Here is a 17,978-nt window from a genome sequence, read left to right as displayed (position 1 = left end):
GCTGAATTAGCTGCAATACGGTCCGTAACACACTGAACTCTCTTAGCTACTTGAGATAATGGGAGTTTTGGAATCCCCTGCTGGATAACACACTTTTCGCCGATGGATCGGACTCAGGAGTCGTTATTTTGTTCATTTGCGGGTTTGCGGCAGGCTATCGGACTCAGTTGCAGCTATTTACTTAAAACCACACCACTTATCCGCAAATGTTGGCCAATAAGTGCTATACAGTCCGATACCTCGGCAAAATGAGCTGAAATGCTGAAATAGCTGCAATACGGTCCGTAACACACTGAACTCTCTTAGTTACTTGAAATAATGGGAGTTTTGGATCCTTCTTAAACTTCTTAGTTACTTGAGGTACATTGGAGTTTTGGAATCCCCTGCTTGATAACACACTTTTCGCCGATTCATCGGACTCAGGAGACGTTATTCTGTTTATTTGAGCGTTTGCGGCAGACTATCGGACTCAGTTGCAGCTATTTGCTCAAAACCACACCACTTATCCGCAAATGTTGGCCAATAAGTGCTATTCAGTCCGATAACGCAGCAAAATGAGATTAAATGGCGAAATAGCTGCAATACGGTCCGTAACACACTGAACTTCCTTAGCTACTGAGAAAAATGGGGTTTTGGAATCCCCCTTAAACTTCTTAGCTACTTGAAATAATGGGAGTTTTTGAATCCCTCTTAAACTTCTTAGTTACTTGAGGTACCCGTTATCTGGAGATATACAGCCAATACTCCAACAACAAAAAGGCTCAGCCTATAGCTGAACCTTTTACTTGCTTTTTAAAGCCAATTACTTGGATCTAGCGCTCATGTTCCGTTAAAAATCAAACAGCGTAGTGGTTAAGTAACGTTCACCGGTATCCGGCAGAATCACCACGATGGTCTTGTCCTTATTCTCAGGACGCTTAGCGATTTGTGTAGCTGCGTAAACAGCTGCTCCGGAGGAGATACCCACCAGCAATCCTTCTGTTCGCGCAAGTGCACGTGATACGCTATAGGCATCATCATTTTTCACCTGAAAAATCTCATCCACTACTTCATTATCGTAATTCTCAGGAATAAAGTTTGCTCCAATGCCCTGAATCCCATGTCCCTTAGGACGGCCTCCTGATAAAACAGGAGAGTCAAACGGCTCGATGGCGACAATTTGGACTGCGGGGTTCTTTTCTTTCAACGCTTTCCCAACACCCGAGATAGTGCCTCCAGAACCAACACCCGCTATGAAAATATCAACATCTCCATCGGTATCCCGCCAAATCTCCTCTGCTGTAGTCGTTCTGTGTATTTCCGGGTTCGCAGGATTGCTGAATTGTTGGGGAATAAATGAATTTGGAATTTCCGCAGCTAATTGTTCTGCCTTTCTTACAGCTCCGCTCATTCCTTCAGTTCCCGGTGTTAACACAAGCTCAGCACCTAATGCCAGCATTAATTTACGGCGTTCAATACTAAATGTATCTGGTAGGACGATGATCAGTGAATACCCTAAGCTAGCAGCTGCAAAAGCAAGTCCTATCCCAGTGTTTCCACTAGTAGGCTCAATAATGACAGAATCTTTATTAATGAGACCTCTCTCTTCCGCATCTTTGATCATTGCATATCCAATACGATCTTTAACACTACCTGCAGGATTAAAAGATTCCAGCTTGGCAAGAACTCTTGCTTCTACGTTTTGGGTTTTACTATACTTTGAAATCTCTAATAACGGTGTATTTCCGATCAGATCGGTTAAGCTCTTATAAATATTAGCCATAATGATCCGCACCTCATTTCTTAATTTCCAATCAAATTACTCTGTATTAAGTCTAGCAGGATTTAAAGGATTTACAACCTATTCATTCTTAGTAGTCGCAAACTTAAGGTCTTTAATTCGTACTACGTCTAACCGAAACACTTGACTCTCGCACGATTAATCGCGGATCAAGCTGCACCCTTTGATACTCCCCGGTAATATTATCCTGAATACGTTGCAAAAGAAGCTGTGTGGCTAATCGTGCCACTTCATTCCCCATGATGGAAACTGAACTAATCTGAGGCGTTGTGATAGTAGTCCATGCGTTATTATCTACCCCAACCACCGCCACATCTTCTGGAACACGAACGCCTAATTCTTTAAACCGATTCACAAGACCTATGGCCACCATGTCATTCACTGCATAAATAGCGTCTGGCATATGCGTCAGGCTGTAGAAATAGTCAGCGGCTTGTAGTCCAGTTTGCAAGGAAAAGTCTTCTCCAAAATAAACAAGCGAAATATCCACTTGATTTAAAGCTTGCTGATAAGCAAGATAACGATCTTCAATAAGATCTTTTTGTGCCCCTGCATATGCAATTCTAGAACGACCGATATTGATTAAATGCTCCATCACTAATTGTCCTTCAAAACGTGACAAACTAACGACGTCAGCTTTCACATTTTCTGTGATTCTTTTCCCGTAGTTAATGATGGAGACCGGAACACTCGATTTATTAATTAACTCTACCATGGTCTTTGGATAAGCAAGAGGCATGATAATGAGTCCATCTACATGTAATTTTTTGACCTCACGAATCGTTTCGAGCTCAGTGCGCGGGTTGCCAGAAGTATTAATTTGAATTACCCGATAGCTATGTTGTTTGGCGGCTTGCTCTACGGACCAGGCGATATCCGGAATAATTGCGTTGCGAATGTCAGGAACGGCCAGAGCAATCTGCTTCGTTTGGCGGATTTTGAGGCTTTGCGCAGAGGTATTTGGAGTGAAACCCATCTCCTCAATCACTTGCAGTACTAGCGCCTTAGTCTTGGAACTAATTCCCTCTGAATTATTAATGGCTCTTGAGACAGTAGCAATACCTACCCCCGCCCGTTTCGCTACATCCTCTATGGTTACTTTGTTTTTATTAGCCACTCTGATAGTCCCCTTATTTCCGGAATCGTTTTCGTATTTATCTCTATTCCAATCATCTAAAATCAAAATTCCACTCATCTAAAATCAAAATTCCAATGTATAGATTATAACATAATAGTACATAGAAGAATACTTATCTCAGCTGCCACTGTGAGCCTAAAGGCTTGATATAACTCTATTTTAGTGAAAAATTTCACTAATTTTCAATATTAATATTTTCAATATTTAAATTTGACAATATGAAAATTATGTGACATATTTGTTCTCGGAAACGTTTCCTCTTTTCCAGAAATAAAATACTATTTATTATTATTATTAATCTAGGAGATGAATGATATGCAAGCATTAAGATGGCATAACGTCAAAGATCTACGGTTAGAAACGATTGAAGAACCAGCAGCCCTTGAAGGAAAAGTGAAAATCAAAATCGAATGGTGCGGAATTTGTGGCAGCGATCTTCACGAATATGTAGCCGGTCCTATTTTCATTCCCCAAGGAACAGATCATCCCCTTACTGGTGAAAAAGCTCCAGTCGTAATGGGACATGAATTCTCTGGACAAATCGTAGAAGTAGGTCAAGGCGTTAGCAAGTTTAATGTTGGTGATCGCGTCGTCGTCGAGCCTGTTTTTGCATGTGGTGAATGTGTGGCTTGTCGACAAGGTAAATATAATCTTTGTGAAAAAATGGGCTTCCTAGGTTTGGCTGGTGGTGGCGGTGGATTCTCAGAATACGTCGCAGCAGACCAACATATGGTGCACAAAATTCCAGACAGCTTATCCTATGAACAAGGTGCTCTCGTGGAACCTTCTGCCGTTGCTCTACACGCTGTTCGTTCCAGTCAACTGAAGGTTGGAGATAAAGCTGTAGTATTCGGTGCTGGCCCAATCGGTTTGCTGGTCATTGAAGCTTTGAAAGCATCCGGCGCAGCTGAAATCTATGTGGTAGAACTTTCCGAGGAACGTAAGAGTAAAGCTGAAGAACTTGGTGGTATTGTAATCGATCCTAAACAATATGATGTGGTCGAAGAAATTCAAAAACGTACCGATGGTGGCGTAGATGTTGCGTTTGAAGTGACAGGTGTACCTCCCGTTCTAACCCAAGCCATTAATTCCACTAAATTGAGTGGACAAATCATGATCGTTAGTATTTTCGAAAAAGATGCTACGATTACTCCAAACAATATCGTACTTAAAGAACGCAACTTAACTGGTATCATTGGTTACCGTGATGTTTTCCCCGCTGTAATTAGCTTGATGGAACAAGGGTACTTCCCTGCTGAAAAACTTGTTACTAAGAGAATTAAACTGAATGAAGTGATTGATCACGGGTTTGAGGCTCTTTTGAAAGAAAAAAATCAAGTAAAAATCCTTGTAAGTCCTAAACAATAACCATAAGCAGCCTATTGGCTGAATCATAAAAGAAGGCGCTGCTCCAAGCAGCTCTTTCTAGAATTTGTAGCGGTCTCTGTTATTAAAAACACCAGGTAGCGATTCTCCGGGATTGGAGTATCACTGCCTGGTGTTTTTGATTTGTGGGGGGTGTTTAAGCAAATTTATGGGCAAATCCTTATACGCTCTGGCTTAACTCGCTTAATCATCCGCTGATCCACCAAGTATATTCATCCTCACTAAGCAGGAGTTGCAAGTCTGATGCCTTGAAGAAATCCTTTCAGACAGAACGTAGCTTCCGGTGCATCCCCTCTTGTTATACTTCTAGCACCTAATTTAAAGGATTCGAATGAGATAATGGAGAGTGATATAGGGTAAATGTGAAATAACTGTATTCTGTACACTTATTCCGTGTGCAAAAGTAACTATTCTTGTTTTAATTGTATTCTGTACAATTAAAACCCTGAAAATCCACCTATAAGAAATTAAATGAGGAATATAGATGTACTAAATACAGTTATATCTATACCCCGACCAATTAAGGAATTATAGTTGTACAAAATACAATTAAACGCTCACTCTGCTTTAACAAATTGCTTCCGTCACCACTCTGATTCATCAATTATAGATGAAGTGTAGCTCCCTATGGAACGGCCCCTAGCCCGTTTGTTTGCTTCATCTATACTTATGCGTATTTATCATTTATCAAATAATGCAGATTCTCTTTTACAGCAGGCCATTCGGTATCCAATATGCTAAAGACCACATTATCATGAATCGATCCGTCAGACTTGATTCTATGCTTACGCAGAACCCCTTCTTTAACCGCCCCTATTCGTTCTACTGCTCTTTGTGACCTCAAGTTGTTCGCGACCACTGTAAATTCAACGCGGATCAGCTTTAGTTCTTCAAAACAATAGTGTAGCAGCAGCGACTTGCCTTCTGTGTTCACACTAGTTCTCCAATAGTCTGGTGAGATCCAGGTACATCCAATTTCAGCGTTACGATGAACCAAATCCGGATGCATAATACGAGTGGTTCCGATAATTCGCTCCGTTGCTTTATCAATGATAGTAAAGGTAATTTGTGAACCGTTCTTTTGATTCGCTAAAGCTGTTGAGATTAATCCTTGCACCTGCTCGTCCGACGTTATTTTTCGCCAGGTAAATTCCCAGATGTCTGGATTTCTTAACACTCTCGCCAATCCTTCTGCATGACTTTCATCTATTGGAACCAGCTTAATCGATTTCCCGTCAAGCAGTTCTGTATTCATAACATTCATTTGGTACACCGTTCTCTCAATGAAATATGCTGAATGATATCTGCAATTTCTTCCACACGAAAGGCGATATGGTCTGCTCCGGCTTGTTCAAGCTCTTCCTTAGGACCATAACCAAAAGTCACTCCAATGGATTCGACACCACAGCCAATAGCACCGATGATATCATGCTTACGGTCTCCTATCATTACCGCTTCCTCTGGATGTATATCATTCTCATCAAGCACGTACTGAATAACCTCTTGCTTCTTAGAACGGGTACCGTCCAGATTACTTCCTCCGATATGTTTGAAATAATGATCGAGCTTATAATGCTCAAGAATCTGTGCTGCAAAAACAGTCGGTTTGGAGGTTGCTACATACAATGAGTATCCATTCGTCTTAAGTCCCTCCAGCAATTGGGGTATACCTTCAATCACCATATTCTCAAATAATCCCGTGGCACTGTAACGCTCCCGGTAAAAAGCAACCGCTTGAAGCGCTTGTTCCTCAGTGAAATGGTGCAGCTCGATAAAAGAATCATATAACGGAGGACCTATGTAAGGAAGAAGCTCATCCAAATGTTCGATCTGTATATCAAATTTGTTCAAAGCATATTCTACGCTTTTGGTGATGCCTTCTTTGGGGTCTGTTAAAGTACCATCTAAATCAAATAAAATGTTTTGTAATCCTCTTCCCACGGTTGTCTTGCTCCCCTCGACTGTTATTATTGCATATATTTATCATACCTTCGTTTCCACATACTTTCCACATACTTCTCGAATACGATAAGTAACCGAAGCTATTACATATTATCGGAGGAGTATCTTATGAACATGACGCATTACATGTCTTTGCTAGCGGACAACCAGCCTTGGAACTTGATTATATTCATGGCAATCCCCGTGATTTTCGCTGAGACGATTACCATTACAGAGTTTATTATTTTGTTCACCAAGAATCTAACAGGCCCGCTACGATCCTTCAACAAAGTCTGCAGCATACTCGCAGGGATATATTTCACAGGTGTATTCCTCTACTTGTTCCTAACTGCGTTTATTCCTTTGTCTGTGAATGGGGATTGGCACACATGGGTTGATATCGTAGCCGTGGGCTTCTATTTAAGCGGAGTACTCTTCTTATTGCCACTAGCTTTGTTAGATCTTGGTCTGATTGCCCGTAAACGATCGGAAGAGCACAAGATGAAGCTGCATTTTCTGCTTATTAGTGGATTCTTGGTCGTGGCGCATATCGCGATGATATTCGGGATGATTAATCCGGAAATTGTAGGCAATATGAGTGGCATGGGCGATATGATGCATTAAAGTTTATTAACATAACGTAATCTAAGTCAAAAAGCAGATCAAGGATAAACCCTTGATCTGCTTTTTTTATCGCACCGGTCATCCCGCGTTTTGTACAGTTACCACAGTACGCTTCTTGCGTAATAAAAACATCAGTGGAAATCCAAACAACACAATAATGGAACCCACCACGAAAACATCATTCACCCCCATCGTGAACGATAGTAAACGTATCGAATCTGTATTACTTGCGCCGGATCTGATCAACTCTTTAGAGTGGAGTAAAGATCTACTCGACAGCAGGGAGGTGAATACTGCAATCCCAAGTGAACTTAACACATTGCGGACCCAGTTATTGATCGACGTAGCATGCCCAGACCATTCGACGGGAATTTCCTCCATTGAGGCTGTACTGCTTGGAACATTGGCTAGTCCAATGCCGAGATTACGAACGACCATCGCCCACATAATAAAGCTATAAGATATGTTCGTTTGCAGCCGACTAAGCATGAATAAACCGATGAATATAAATAAAATACCCGCAGAAATCAACTTCACAGGTCCGAACTTTGGATACAGCTTACCTACGATTGGACTCAGCAAGGCAAGGAGGATCGAGGACGGCAATAAAATCAGCCCTGTTTTAAGCGTTGTAGCCCCTTCTACCGTTTGTAAGAACAAAGGGGTTAAATAGGTTCCGGCATACATCGCAATCGTAACTAAACTATAGATACTAAGCATGGCGGTAAAACGGCGATTACGGAATACACGCAAATTCAGCAGAGGTACCTCCGCCTTCAGCTCGCGCAAAACAAACAAAGCTAACAATACAACTCCCAAAAGGATTAACGATAAGGTTTTCCACGAAGTCCATCCCCAGCTATTGCCTTGGCTAAATGCAGTTAATAATGATAAACTACCGAGGACAACGGTAAGGAAACCAGGAATATCAAATGACTTCGGAATATTCATTCGATAATATGGAATTAACGTTAGGGTTAGAATAACAGCTATGATTCCAATAGGGATGTTAATTAAGAATAACCAATGCCAGCTGGCATATTGGAGCAGCCACCCGCTAAACGTTGGTCCTATGGCTGGCGCGACCATCGCGGATAACGACCAGAGGCTTACTGCAAAAGGTCTGCGTTCTCCCGGTATTACTTGAAATATGATGGTCATTGTACAAGCCATGATGAGACCGCTGCACGAACCCTGTAGCATCCGAAATACAATTAATGATGTTGGATCCCATGCTAAAGCACAAAGCAAAGAGAACATGGTGAATCCCATCAAGGCGAAAAGATAAAGCTTTTTGTAGCTGAATCTTCCTCCGAGATATCCGGCGAGTGGTGCGGTTACTCCTGTCGCCAGCATAAAACCCGTGACCATCCATTGCATGGTGTTCAGACTCGTATTGAAATGATCCATTAAAAGAGGAACAGCAATGTTGATCGTCGTTGTACTTAAGACAGAGACGAAATTTCCGAAGAATATGGCAATCATGATCGGCCAAAAATGTATTTTGCTTGCTTGATTTTCTTCCATGCTTCCCCTCCTCATTATTTTTTATATGTCTACTTTTACATATATAAGGTGACTTGAATAATGTTATAATCGTATGATCAATATGTCAATGATGACATATCCCCGAAAAATTCAATGAAAACGGATTTATAATAACTGGAGGGCTTTATAGTAATGAATACACTGTCTTATGGACTTCTAGCTTTACTTAGCGCTAACTCATTGTCTGGATATGAATTAACTCAGAATATCAAGCCGCTCTGGCGTGCTGGACATAGTCAAATCTACCCTCTATTAATGAGCATGGAGCAGCAAGGTTATATCACCTTTAAGCTCATTGAACAGACCGATAAACCGGATAAAAAAGAATACTCCATTACGAAAGCAGGACTGGAGCAATTGCGGCAATGGGTGGAAACTACTGCAGAGCCTCCGGTGCTGCGGGATGAGCTGCATTTTAAGCTATATAGCTTATGGCTATCCAACCCGGAAGAAGCCAAGGACCTATTGCTAAAACGTGCAGAGTTTTGTAAAAGTGAGCTGGAGCGATACAAGGTTTTGCTCAAAGCAAACGAAGTCTTGCGTGATGAACGCGGTGAGACTCGTGAGTTAAAAGCCACCACTTTCGGACGTTATTTACTGATCCACAAACGTGTGCTTGATATGGAGAGCTCTATACAATTTTGCGAATGGGCACTTGAAGAGCTTGAGTCGAATAAATAACATTATAAACAAGCAAAAAAGAGACCTCATTTTGTATCTGAAGTCTCTTTTTACTTACATTTATTCGGATTTAGATAGATTCAATAGTTGCACCTCGCAACGAGTACCCGTTCCAGGCTGGCTCATCATTCGAATCTTGCCTCCATGCAATTCCACCAGCTTTTTAACAATGGAAAGTCCCAGACCTGAACCACCGTATTGTCTTGAACGTGATTTCTCTACCCGGTAGAAACGTTCGAAGATATAGGGAAGCTCTTCCTCAGGAATACCTATTCCTGTATCTTCAACTATTAGAGTTGCAGCATCCGCTGTAAATTCCACATGAACAATAATCTCGCCTTCATCCGTATAACGAATTGCATTTTCCAGAAGGTTCATTATAATCTGTTCCATACGTTTTTGATCTCCACGGATCATATATACATCTCCGCTAAGCTGAAGCTTCAGCTGCAACCCCTTCTCTTTTGCTTTCAGTTCAACTCTGCGCACGGCTTGTTCCGCTAGCTGACTGAGATCGATCCACTCTTGGGTAAGTGTAACCTTTCCTTCCTCCATCTTTGCCAGTTCAAATAAATCATCCACCAGATGCTGGAGCCGATGTGCTTCCTGATGAATGATATCCAAGTATAGATCCCTTTCCCCCTCGGTCTCGTAAAGCCCATCTTTTATAACCTTGGTGTACCCCTCCAAATATGTAATGGGCGTTCTCAGCTCATGTGAGATATTTGCCAGAAATTCCTGCCTTGTATCCCTGTATCGTTGTAGATCGACAGCCAGATCATTTATGGCTGCAGCCAAAAAACCAATCTCATCGTTACTACGTATAGAAAGTCTCGTTTCCAGCTCGCCAGCCGCGATTTTCCGGGTTGCCTTTTGCATCTTGATCAGAGGTCTAGACAAAATCATGGCGATCACACCAGTGATCCCTAAAGCCAATATAAAAGCCCCTATTCCTGCAATCAGCAGGAGGTTCCGGATGGAAGCCAAAGATTGCTTCATACTCTCTGTAGAGGACATTACATAAAGTGCAGACTGAGTTGTATCCCCCTCCATTATTGGTTTTCCAATGATAAAATAAGAATGTCCAGCAGGATCTTTATACTCAAAATCAACACTTTTCCCAGCAAAAATCCTACTGACATCCGAAGCATGGATGAATGAACGATCCATACGATCATGCACACCCGAGTGGAGTATCATTTTGCCATCCTTCGAGATATTAAAGATACTGACATCCGAAAATTCTGCAAAGGTACTCATCATCTGCTCGTTTGAACTATCCTGCGATTCCGCCATTCCAATAAAATGTGAGGTGAGTTCCTCCGTCTCTTTTTGCATCTCGTTGTAATAGAAGCTTGTAAACATCCGGTCTATAGTAATTCCAAGAACAAGCAAAACAACCACAAAAACAGACATAATAACAAAACCGAGCTTAAGTCCGATGATGTTATTTTTCATACCTGATTACCGGGAACATGAAATTTATAACCTAATCCCCACACCGTCTGAACCGGATTATAGGCTAGGCCTGCTTTATGTAGTTTCTCGCGGATATTCTTAATATGGGTGTCAATAACACGATTCTCCCCCTCATAATTATTCCCCCATAATCGCTCCACCAGTTCTTCTCTCGTAAAAACCCGGGTAGTGTTTTGCGCCAAAGTGGCCAGTAGATCAAACTCCTTGAGCGTGAATTCAATGGATGTATCCTGAATATGTACCTCCCTAGCTTCTGGGTATATTTTAAAATCAGGGTATGTGAGCACCTTTTCCTGAGGTTGTTGAACAAAAGTAAGTGCTGAACGCCGCAGCAGAGAATAAATCCTAGCCACTAATTCTTCCGGCTCAAACGGTTTAGTAAGATAATCATCTGCGCCTATACCGAGACCACGTACCTTATCCTTGGTTTCAGAACGTGCGGTTAGCATTAGAATTGGGATAGAGCTTGACTCCCTCACCAGCTTGCAGACCTGCCAGCCATCCATATCCGGCATCATCACATCCAGCAAGATTAGGTCAAAGCTGTGTTGTTTCAACAGTTGGAGTGCCTCATGACCCGTTGACGCCTCTTTTGTAGACATCCCTTCTTTACTTAAATAAATCCGCAATAAATTCCGCATGTTCCATTCATCATCTACGATCAGTATCTGTAGCTTATTCAAGCCGTTCACCCTCTTTATGACCTAGTTCTTCTCATTATACAAAAAAAACACAGAACAAGCCGACATCATCCCTAAATGATGCCAGCCTCTGATGATGGTTAGTGACCGGAATGCGGATTGCCTCCTGCAGCAGGTGAGATTTCTAGCATGTCATCGATTTCACTTTGTGCTCGCTCATTTATTGTAAGGTTATCCCCACTTATCCAAGCATGATTGTAAGGACCTTCTGCTGGTGAATCTTGAAATTTAGGCTGAAGCTCCATCATATACTCCATTACTGAATCTGGCAGCCCGTCTTTTTCCGTAAAAATAAGCGGCGCATGTTTCCCCAAATGAGAAAAAGGCGCAGCGGCGATAGCGAGCATCGTTGAATCCGTGGTTAACAAAGACAGGTTATGACCGGGTGTAGTGATTCCCCAGCCGAATCCGTTATTGGCATCCTTAAAACTTGCAAAAGCTATAGCGTTCTTAAAAACATCTTCTCCAGCTATACGGAGAACTGTTCCGTATTCTTTTAATTGCTTTTCTACATCTGCTGAGACAATGTCTTCTGGTCCGAGGATGTAAATGGTTGCGCTACCTCCACGTTCTTTTAAAGCCTCGACCGTTGAGTTAGGAATTTCGTCTTTGGTTACAAAGAGAAGAGGTTCAGGCATATGTGCGATCCAATTCACTGCTGGCAACGTGTACTCAGGGCTATCCATAGAACCAATAATGACCGACTTTGGAAGTTCACCCGCTGCTTTGGCGTAATAAGTATCTATAGCCTGAGCTACTGCCGCTGGCTCATCCCCTTCTATCCGGTCTACTTTTAAATCAATGGCCTTTAATTGTTGTTCGACATTGGATGCCATAGGCCCAACAAGCACTACCTGAACCCCTTTATTGCCTTCAGCACCTATTGGATTCAGTCGCTTAAGTTCAGCGAGAGTAACCTCAGGAACCCCTTCTTTTGTAGTATACAGTACAGGCCCATTACTGGGATGATGAATCAAATCTGCACTAACTGCGGCGATCTGCCAATTACTCACATCCGTCAAAACTACACTTGAAGGTCTATTATTCTTTGTTTGCGCAGTCCATAAAGTCTGAGAAACTAACACTGCGGCTTGAATCGGATCTGAAGTGTTAATACGAGTAGTATTCTTCGTAGCTATCCATGGTTGCTCCACCGTTGCAGAACTAGCTTGCGAATTAACCTTAGATGGAACATTATTGCCTGATTGGCAGCTTGTTAACACTGTACTCAAAAGCAAACTAACGGCAACAAATGGTATGATTTTTTTCATCCTAAACCCTCCTGTATGATGTTCTCGCTTGATTTAGAGTAGTTTAGTCTACAAATGTGTGGAAAGTATGTAGAATTTAAAATAAATAAAATTTGTATATAATGCAAAAAGAGCATCCCGTAAGCCATGAATGACTCAGGATGCTCTTGGTTTAAAGTTTTTTCAACACTTACCAGTGTTTAGCGATAAAAGTATCCCGACCGGATTGCTCCCGATCTTCTTTGTAGTGCTTGGGATTCTTATGATGATAATCCTGATGGTACTCTTCTGCACGATAAAAAGTTGGCGCCGGAAGAATTTCCGTAACGACTGGACCGGAGAATCTGCCACTGACCGCAACCTGTTCCTTCGAGGCAAGAGCTGCTAAACGCTGTTCTTCATTATAATAGAAGATCGCTGTCCGGTACTGAGTTCCTCGATCCTGGAATTGCCCACCATCATCGGTAGGGTCAATCTGAGGCCAATATAATTCAAGCAGCTTCTCGTATGAAAAAAGCGCTGGATCAAACGTAATCTGCACAACCTCGTAATGCCCCGTTGTTCCGGTTTTGACTTCTTCGTAGGTTGGATTCTCAGTTATCCCTCCCGCATATCCCGATACAATTCCATGAATGCCTGGTAATTCCTCAAACGGTGTCACCATGCACCAAAAACATCCGCCTGCAAACATCGCTTGTTCCATATGATCCAATCTCTCCCTATCTATCTTCATCTAATTAAGAATATATGCTATGACGATAAAGCCAAAAGATCATAAAGTCAATGGAAGTCCGAAGCACCATTAGAATTCAATTCTCCAAAACGTTATAATATAACAACAACAGAAGTAGAAAGGAATGCGCTATGAGAAAAAATCGTTTAGGACAATCCGATTTGTATGTAAGTGAGATAGGACTTGGCTGTATGTCTTTGGGTACGGATGAGGCGAAAGCCATTTCCATTGTTCATGAAGCACTCGATCAAGGAATCAATTTTGTTGATACAGCAGATCTTTATGATGAGGGCCGTAATGAAGAAATTATTGGCCAAGCCATTCGTCAACGTCGACAGGATGTAATCCTGACCACAAAAGTTGGCAACCGCAGAATTCCCGGCCAAGAAGGCTGGAGCTGGGACCCTTCAAAAGCCTATATTAAAAATGCAGTCAAAGATAGTCTTAAACGGCTGCAAACCGATTACATCGATCTATACCAGCTGCATGGCGGCACTATTGAAGATCCAATTGACGAAACGATTGAAGCTTTTGAAGAACTTAAGCAAGAGGGTCTTATCCGCTATTATGGGATCTCTTCTATTCGTCCTAATGTAATTAGAGAATATGTGAAAAAATCAAATATCGTAAGTGTTATGAGCCAATATAGCATTTTAGATCGACGTCCTGAGGAAGAAATCCTTCCTCTGCTAGCAAAGCATGGAATTAGCATGATCGCACGCGGGTCTCTAGCAGGGGGCATTCTATCAGAGCGTGGTCGCAGCAAGGCGGAGAAGAATTACTTAGATTACAGTAGTGAGGAACTTCTGAATTTGCATGATCAGCTTTCGCAGGAAACTAGTGACTCTCGCAATCTTGCACAAACAGCGCTTCATTATCCACTAGCTAATCCATCTGTAGCTGTTATTATTCCTGGGGCAAGCAGTCTGGAGCAATTAAAAAGCAATGTAATGGCTGCTGATGTAGCTCCACTCACTTCGGAGGAACTTGCAGACATTCAGCGGATAAGCAAAGCAAATCGTTACAAGCTTCATGTATAGATTAGTCACTTTCGTTAAAAACAATGAGGTGTCCATAGCCATACAATGGCTGTTGGGCACCCCCTACTTTTTGAAGCTACCTGATCGCTGATCTAATCCTTAAACTTGGTTTAATTAAGTACTAATCACACTTATGAATCGCACTATAGGACACAGTTGACCTTATACGCTACTTTTTCCTATATTAAGGGTGCTCGCGGACTCCATAGTCGCTATGAGCATGATAATCACCATATATCACCCTCTATTTAAGGAATAGCAGCACTGGAGTCCGAAATCATGCTCCAACGCCTAAATATATACAAATAACGTCATCTGGGTCCGAAAGTATTCTAGTCACTCCGCGTGACACATCCAGCCTGCCATAATTCCAGTAGAATAAAATCGAGTGATTCTTGTGAAGCCTGATTCTTTCAATAACTCTTCAATTTGTTTTTCGGGAAGGAAAGAAATTTTTGTAATATTGCTACTTACATTATCAAACGCATCGGGAGATTCATACCCTGCAACCCAAAAGCTTTTCCATACGTTTATTCTGTCGTGGAGTTCAGGATCATCCAAATCTCCATATGCACTTACGAGAACAAATGGAGCACCCGGTTTCAGATTATCCTTTATGGAGCGTAGCAATTTCAATTTTTCTTGAACATCATGGATGAAATGAAGGACCAAAATACAACTTGCCACATCGAACTTTGAGTCCTGCTGAGGAAGATCATCGATTTTCCCAGAAATCAGACTGACACGGCTCTCTAAGCCCAGTTCATCTATCTTTAATTTCGCGATCTTAAGCATATCTTCCGAAGGATCCACTCCAGTAAATGTCCAGTTTGGGTTAGATGGCCCCCATGCCGAAAATTCATTTCCTCCGCCCGCACCGACCACGAGCATAGATACAGGGATGTCACCTAACTCGAAGCGAAAATAAGATTGGATCATCGAAAATAATGAATCATAAGAGGGAATCGAAATATGAGTGGTTTTTTCATAGGTCGCCCTCTTGGCATTTAATTTTTGCTCTTCAGTCATTGTAATCATCCTCCATTGTTTTAAACTTCACATTTTAGTATCAAAACCCACATTAAAGACATTACGGATTTATATTATCTCTAATAAACCCGAAAAAAGAACGGATCTTTACTCCGTCTTCATCGTTTTTGCCAAATCTGCAATTTTCGTGTTCTCTAAGTACTGCTCCATCTGTCGCTCAGCGTCAATCACAACCTGTTGAATCAGACATTCACTTCCGTGATCTAGACTGCATTCAAAAAAGGAAGCCGTTCCTTCGATTGCATGGATAATATCCAAAAAAGAGATTTCTTCCGACTTGCGTCTGAGACGATAACCGCCATTAGCACCAGGTGCAGATTGAATCAATCCAGCCTTCACTAGCTTAGTCATCATTTTGGACAGATAGGTTTGGGAAACACCTAACTTCTCAGCAAGCAATTGAACACCCACCGGCTTATCAGACGCCACCGTCACCATATAGAGCATTGCATGAAGTGCATAATCTGTCGCTTGGGAATATTTCATTCAGCACCTCCATTAACGACTTTAGAAATCTATGATAACTCTAACATTGCTAAAAGGCAAGTTTGTTCGCTTTTTAAAAGAGAAGAAGCTCAAGAATCTTTGTCCCAAGCTGGCTCATTTCTCCCTTCAAAAGTAACGATAAAAACCGGAGTTTTATTTAGATATTTTTGCAGTTGCAGCGTATTATTTTTTCCAGAGCTTGTTCTGAAAATAATTCAAAATTAGGGTTAGACATTAATAGATACTCAGCCTTAATATTCTTAACTGTGATCATCCGAATGAACTCCCCTCAACTAATTGGAGTATACTCACCATTAAACTCAAATTCATAGTCATTAGCGATACGGATATAGCCATATACGCAATGCCAGCGATCTCTGTAGAAAACACTGGAATAATTCTGATTATCCCTATTTCCTTCAGCAACTAAGATCTCCTTGTCATCGCATGCTAAAACAATACCTGTATGATCGTGAGGGTCATTAGTTAGCAATTTTTCATAAATCACAATATCACCACGTTGAGGAGTAAACCCCTCTTGCCCGTCAAAATAAAAAAATGCGGTCTCAGGTAGTTGCGCCCACTCTAACCAAGCCCCTACGCCAGCTAATCGAAAATCAGCATTCGGATATCGAATCGGCAGCAGAAATCCAGCTTGCATACAGCAGTAATATACAAATGCTGCGCACCAATTGTTTTGTAATACTTTATAAATCTCTTGGTCAGGCCAATATTTACAGATTTCTCGATATCGTTCGTTTCCTGGTATTCCAACAATGTTTTCTTTTCCAAATGTTTCAGCAATATTAGCTAACTTACCTCGTTTATCCGTAGGCTGGAGAACTTCAGCCCCGCTACTGTAATCTACCTTTTCCAAAAAATCCTCTGGAATCGTCATTTCACGAAGTACATTCCGAAGTCTAGTATTGTCCTGAGGCATTAAGATACAATTCCTATTCTGAAAATATGATTGTAGAACTTGAGCATCCTTTAGAATCTCTTCATAGGGACCCTGAACTTTATTCCTGTCCCCTTGATGGAAGATTGCCTTTAGAATTTGAGTCAGCTCTTCTTTGGTAAACATATTCAAGTCTCTTAATAAAGGCCTTACGGTATCAGCACTGTTGGGACCTGGAAATTCCTTGACTCCGGTTTTGAAGAAATAATAATTATGAAGCAGTCCTATAATGGCTGCCAATTCCTGATTTTGTTCTCTTTTCATGGCAAGCAATGAAGCGAAACTAGACACTCCGTACAGGTGAACACACGCTTCCTGTTTCCGTTGTTCGCTACCTATAGACATGATCATTTCTTGAACAAGCACACGCACACTATCGAGGCGCTGGTTTACTTTTGTTATCAGGCGTTGAGTCACTGGAAACCTTCCCTTCCGTTACTACTCAGCTGTAATAATATTAAAACTAATACTGACATGAATCTTTTTATTAATTCAGTCCCTAATGACTTCCTTTTTATGTCCATCCTTGACGAACTCCACACCAAAATAATCGGTATTACCGTTCGCCCCGAATTCAGCAATCCGAGCGTCAGACTTACTCTCAAAGTGAATGTTATGTTTAATATTAGATCTTGGTAACAAGGTAATCTCTTGCGGCTGAACCTCTGCGAATGACCAGATCCCTTGAGGATTACCGTACTCTCGAAAGATTGGACGGATCATAACGGTTTCATTTTGCCCGCCATAGTTGATTAGCCTGATTGTACATTGAACCTGCACAATATCCTCTTGAGTACCGTACATACAGTGCGAATCTTTTTCCAGAAAATCCACAACTTCAATTCCATCATTGTTTATATTCACAAGATAATACAATCGTTCTGTTAGAAATGGATATAATATAATGAAAATGATGATAGCAAGCAAAACGGTTCTGCCTACATATTTTTTATAACGCTGTCTAAAGTGCTTTATAGTTAAACTCCCACTGAAAATTAACAAAATGATCCCGAATATTGCTGAATAATGTAAACCATGGTTTGTCGCAGGTTCGCTCCAAGGCGGAATTCCAATAGTTCTGAAGAGGTAATCCCCAAACATAGTACCCTGATGTGTGATTCCCACAAAAACTAAAGAAAACAGCAAAAATAAAACAGCTATCCAACCTTTACCCTTGGTCATT

Annotated in this window: 17 protein-coding genes; 4 read left to right on the top strand and 13 right to left on the bottom strand. The window is 41.5% G+C overall.

Going from position 1 to position 17,978, the window contains the following annotated elements:
• Positions 1 to 829 precede the first annotated feature (829 nt).
• Together cysK and MHI25_RS14730 are read right to left on the bottom strand one after the other, a co-directional pair.
• Positions 830 to 1,762 (bottom strand): cysteine synthase A, encoded by a 933-nt coding sequence (cysK, locus tag MHI25_RS14735; protein WP_076129370.1) that lies wholly within the window; start codon positions 1,760 to 1,762, stop codon positions 830 to 832.
• A gap of 112 nt (positions 1,763 to 1,874) precedes the next feature.
• Entirely contained in the window at positions 1,875 to 2,897 is a 1,023-nt protein-coding gene (locus MHI25_RS14730; protein WP_340395586.1) for a LacI family DNA-binding transcriptional regulator, read from the bottom strand.
• Between the two features lie 336 nt (positions 2,898 to 3,233).
• Here MHI25_RS14730 and MHI25_RS14725 point away from each other — a divergent pair, with 336 nt between their 5' ends.
• Positions 3,234 to 4,286, top strand: coding sequence for a 2,3-butanediol dehydrogenase (locus MHI25_RS14725; RefSeq protein ID WP_076129368.1), 1,053 nt, complete (start codon positions 3,234 to 3,236; stop codon positions 4,284 to 4,286).
• Between the two features lie 685 nt (positions 4,287 to 4,971).
• On the opposite strand, the gene MHI25_RS14720 is transcribed toward MHI25_RS14725, so the two are convergent.
• Together MHI25_RS14720 and MHI25_RS14715 are read right to left on the bottom strand one after the other, a co-directional pair.
• Positions 4,972 to 5,568 (bottom strand): GNAT family N-acetyltransferase, encoded by a 597-nt coding sequence (locus MHI25_RS14720; protein WP_076129367.1) that lies wholly within the window; start codon positions 5,566 to 5,568, stop codon positions 4,972 to 4,974.
• Positions 5,565 to 6,245 carry an HAD family hydrolase gene (locus tag MHI25_RS14715; RefSeq protein ID WP_076185867.1) on the bottom strand — a complete coding sequence of 227 codons (681 nt, stop codon included), beginning with the start codon at positions 6,243 to 6,245 and terminating at the stop codon, positions 5,565 to 5,567. Before MHI25_RS14715 ends, MHI25_RS14720 begins: the two co-directional genes overlap by 4 nt.
• 129 nt (positions 6,246 to 6,374) lie before the next feature.
• On the opposite strand from MHI25_RS14715, the gene MHI25_RS14710 reads away from it, so the two are divergent.
• The gene (locus MHI25_RS14710) at positions 6,375 to 6,869 is read left to right on the top strand and encodes a DUF6803 family protein (protein ID WP_340395585.1); all 495 of its coding nucleotides are present in this window, start codon (positions 6,375 to 6,377) and stop codon (positions 6,867 to 6,869) included.
• A 78-nt stretch (positions 6,870 to 6,947) separates the two neighbouring features.
• Here MHI25_RS14710 and MHI25_RS14705 read toward each other — a convergent pair whose 3' ends face one another.
• On the bottom strand, positions 6,948 to 8,396 hold the full coding sequence (locus MHI25_RS14705) for a DHA2 family efflux MFS transporter permease subunit (protein WP_340395584.1): 1,449 nt from the start codon (positions 8,394 to 8,396) through the stop codon (positions 6,948 to 6,950).
• Between the two features lie 153 nt (positions 8,397 to 8,549).
• Here MHI25_RS14705 and MHI25_RS14700 point away from each other — a divergent pair, with 153 nt between their 5' ends.
• A complete protein-coding gene (locus MHI25_RS14700; RefSeq protein WP_076129363.1) occupies positions 8,550 to 9,098 on the top strand; it encodes a PadR family transcriptional regulator in 549 nt (182 codons plus the stop codon).
• Positions 9,099 to 9,158: 60 nt separating this feature from the next.
• Here MHI25_RS14700 and MHI25_RS14695 read toward each other — a convergent pair whose 3' ends face one another.
• The 4 genes from MHI25_RS14695 to msrA form a co-directional block, all read right to left on the bottom strand.
• The gene (locus tag MHI25_RS14695) at positions 9,159 to 10,556 is read right to left on the bottom strand and encodes a HAMP domain-containing sensor histidine kinase (protein ID WP_340395583.1); all 1,398 of its coding nucleotides are present in this window, start codon (positions 10,554 to 10,556) and stop codon (positions 9,159 to 9,161) included.
• Positions 10,553 to 11,260, bottom strand: coding sequence for a response regulator transcription factor (locus tag MHI25_RS14690; protein ID WP_340395582.1), 708 nt, complete (start codon positions 11,258 to 11,260; stop codon positions 10,553 to 10,555). Before MHI25_RS14690 ends, MHI25_RS14695 begins: the two co-directional genes overlap by 4 nt.
• Before the next feature lie 98 nt (positions 11,261 to 11,358).
• Positions 11,359 to 12,549, bottom strand: coding sequence for a cell wall-binding repeat-containing protein (locus MHI25_RS14685; protein WP_340395581.1), 1,191 nt, complete (start codon positions 12,547 to 12,549; stop codon positions 11,359 to 11,361).
• 169 nt (positions 12,550 to 12,718) lie between these two features.
• Positions 12,719 to 13,231, bottom strand: coding sequence for a peptide-methionine (S)-S-oxide reductase MsrA (msrA, locus tag MHI25_RS14680; RefSeq protein WP_076302006.1), 513 nt, complete (start codon positions 13,229 to 13,231; stop codon positions 12,719 to 12,721).
• Between the two features lie 161 nt (positions 13,232 to 13,392).
• On the opposite strand from msrA, the gene MHI25_RS14675 reads away from it, so the two are divergent.
• Positions 13,393 to 14,301 (top strand): aldo/keto reductase, encoded by a 909-nt coding sequence (locus tag MHI25_RS14675; RefSeq protein WP_340395580.1) that lies wholly within the window; start codon positions 13,393 to 13,395, stop codon positions 14,299 to 14,301.
• Positions 14,302 to 14,637: 336 nt separating this feature from the next.
• Here MHI25_RS14675 and MHI25_RS14670 read toward each other — a convergent pair whose 3' ends face one another.
• The 4 genes from MHI25_RS14670 to MHI25_RS14655 all read right to left on the bottom strand — a co-directional run bounded on the left by MHI25_RS14670 (position 14,638) and on the right by MHI25_RS14655 (position 17,977).
• Positions 14,638 to 15,330, bottom strand: a complete 693-nt coding sequence (locus tag MHI25_RS14670) for a class I SAM-dependent methyltransferase (protein ID WP_340395579.1) — start codon at positions 15,328 to 15,330, stop codon at positions 14,638 to 14,640.
• Positions 15,331 to 15,438: 108 nt separating this feature from the next.
• Positions 15,439 to 15,837, bottom strand: a complete 399-nt coding sequence (locus MHI25_RS14665; RefSeq protein ID WP_036678138.1) for an Rrf2 family transcriptional regulator — start codon at positions 15,835 to 15,837, stop codon at positions 15,439 to 15,441.
• A 289-nt stretch (positions 15,838 to 16,126) separates the two neighbouring features.
• Positions 16,127 to 17,212, bottom strand: a complete 1,086-nt coding sequence (locus tag MHI25_RS14660; RefSeq protein ID WP_340395578.1) for a CHAP domain-containing protein — start codon at positions 17,210 to 17,212, stop codon at positions 16,127 to 16,129.
• A gap of 75 nt (positions 17,213 to 17,287) precedes the next feature.
• Positions 17,288 to 17,977 carry a hypothetical protein gene (locus tag MHI25_RS14655; protein ID WP_340395577.1) on the bottom strand — a complete coding sequence of 230 codons (690 nt, stop codon included), beginning with the start codon at positions 17,975 to 17,977 and terminating at the stop codon, positions 17,288 to 17,290.
• Between the last annotated feature and the right edge of the window lies 1 nt (position 17,978).

Origin of the sequence: Paenibacillus sp. FSL E2-0177 (assembly GCF_037992975.1) — a bacterium.
Taxonomy (GTDB): domain Bacteria; phylum Bacillota; class Bacilli; order Paenibacillales; family Paenibacillaceae; genus Paenibacillus_AQ; species Paenibacillus_AQ odorifer.
The sequence above is the reverse complement of the archived record's forward strand: the minus strand, read 5'-3'. Positions and strand labels throughout refer to the sequence as shown.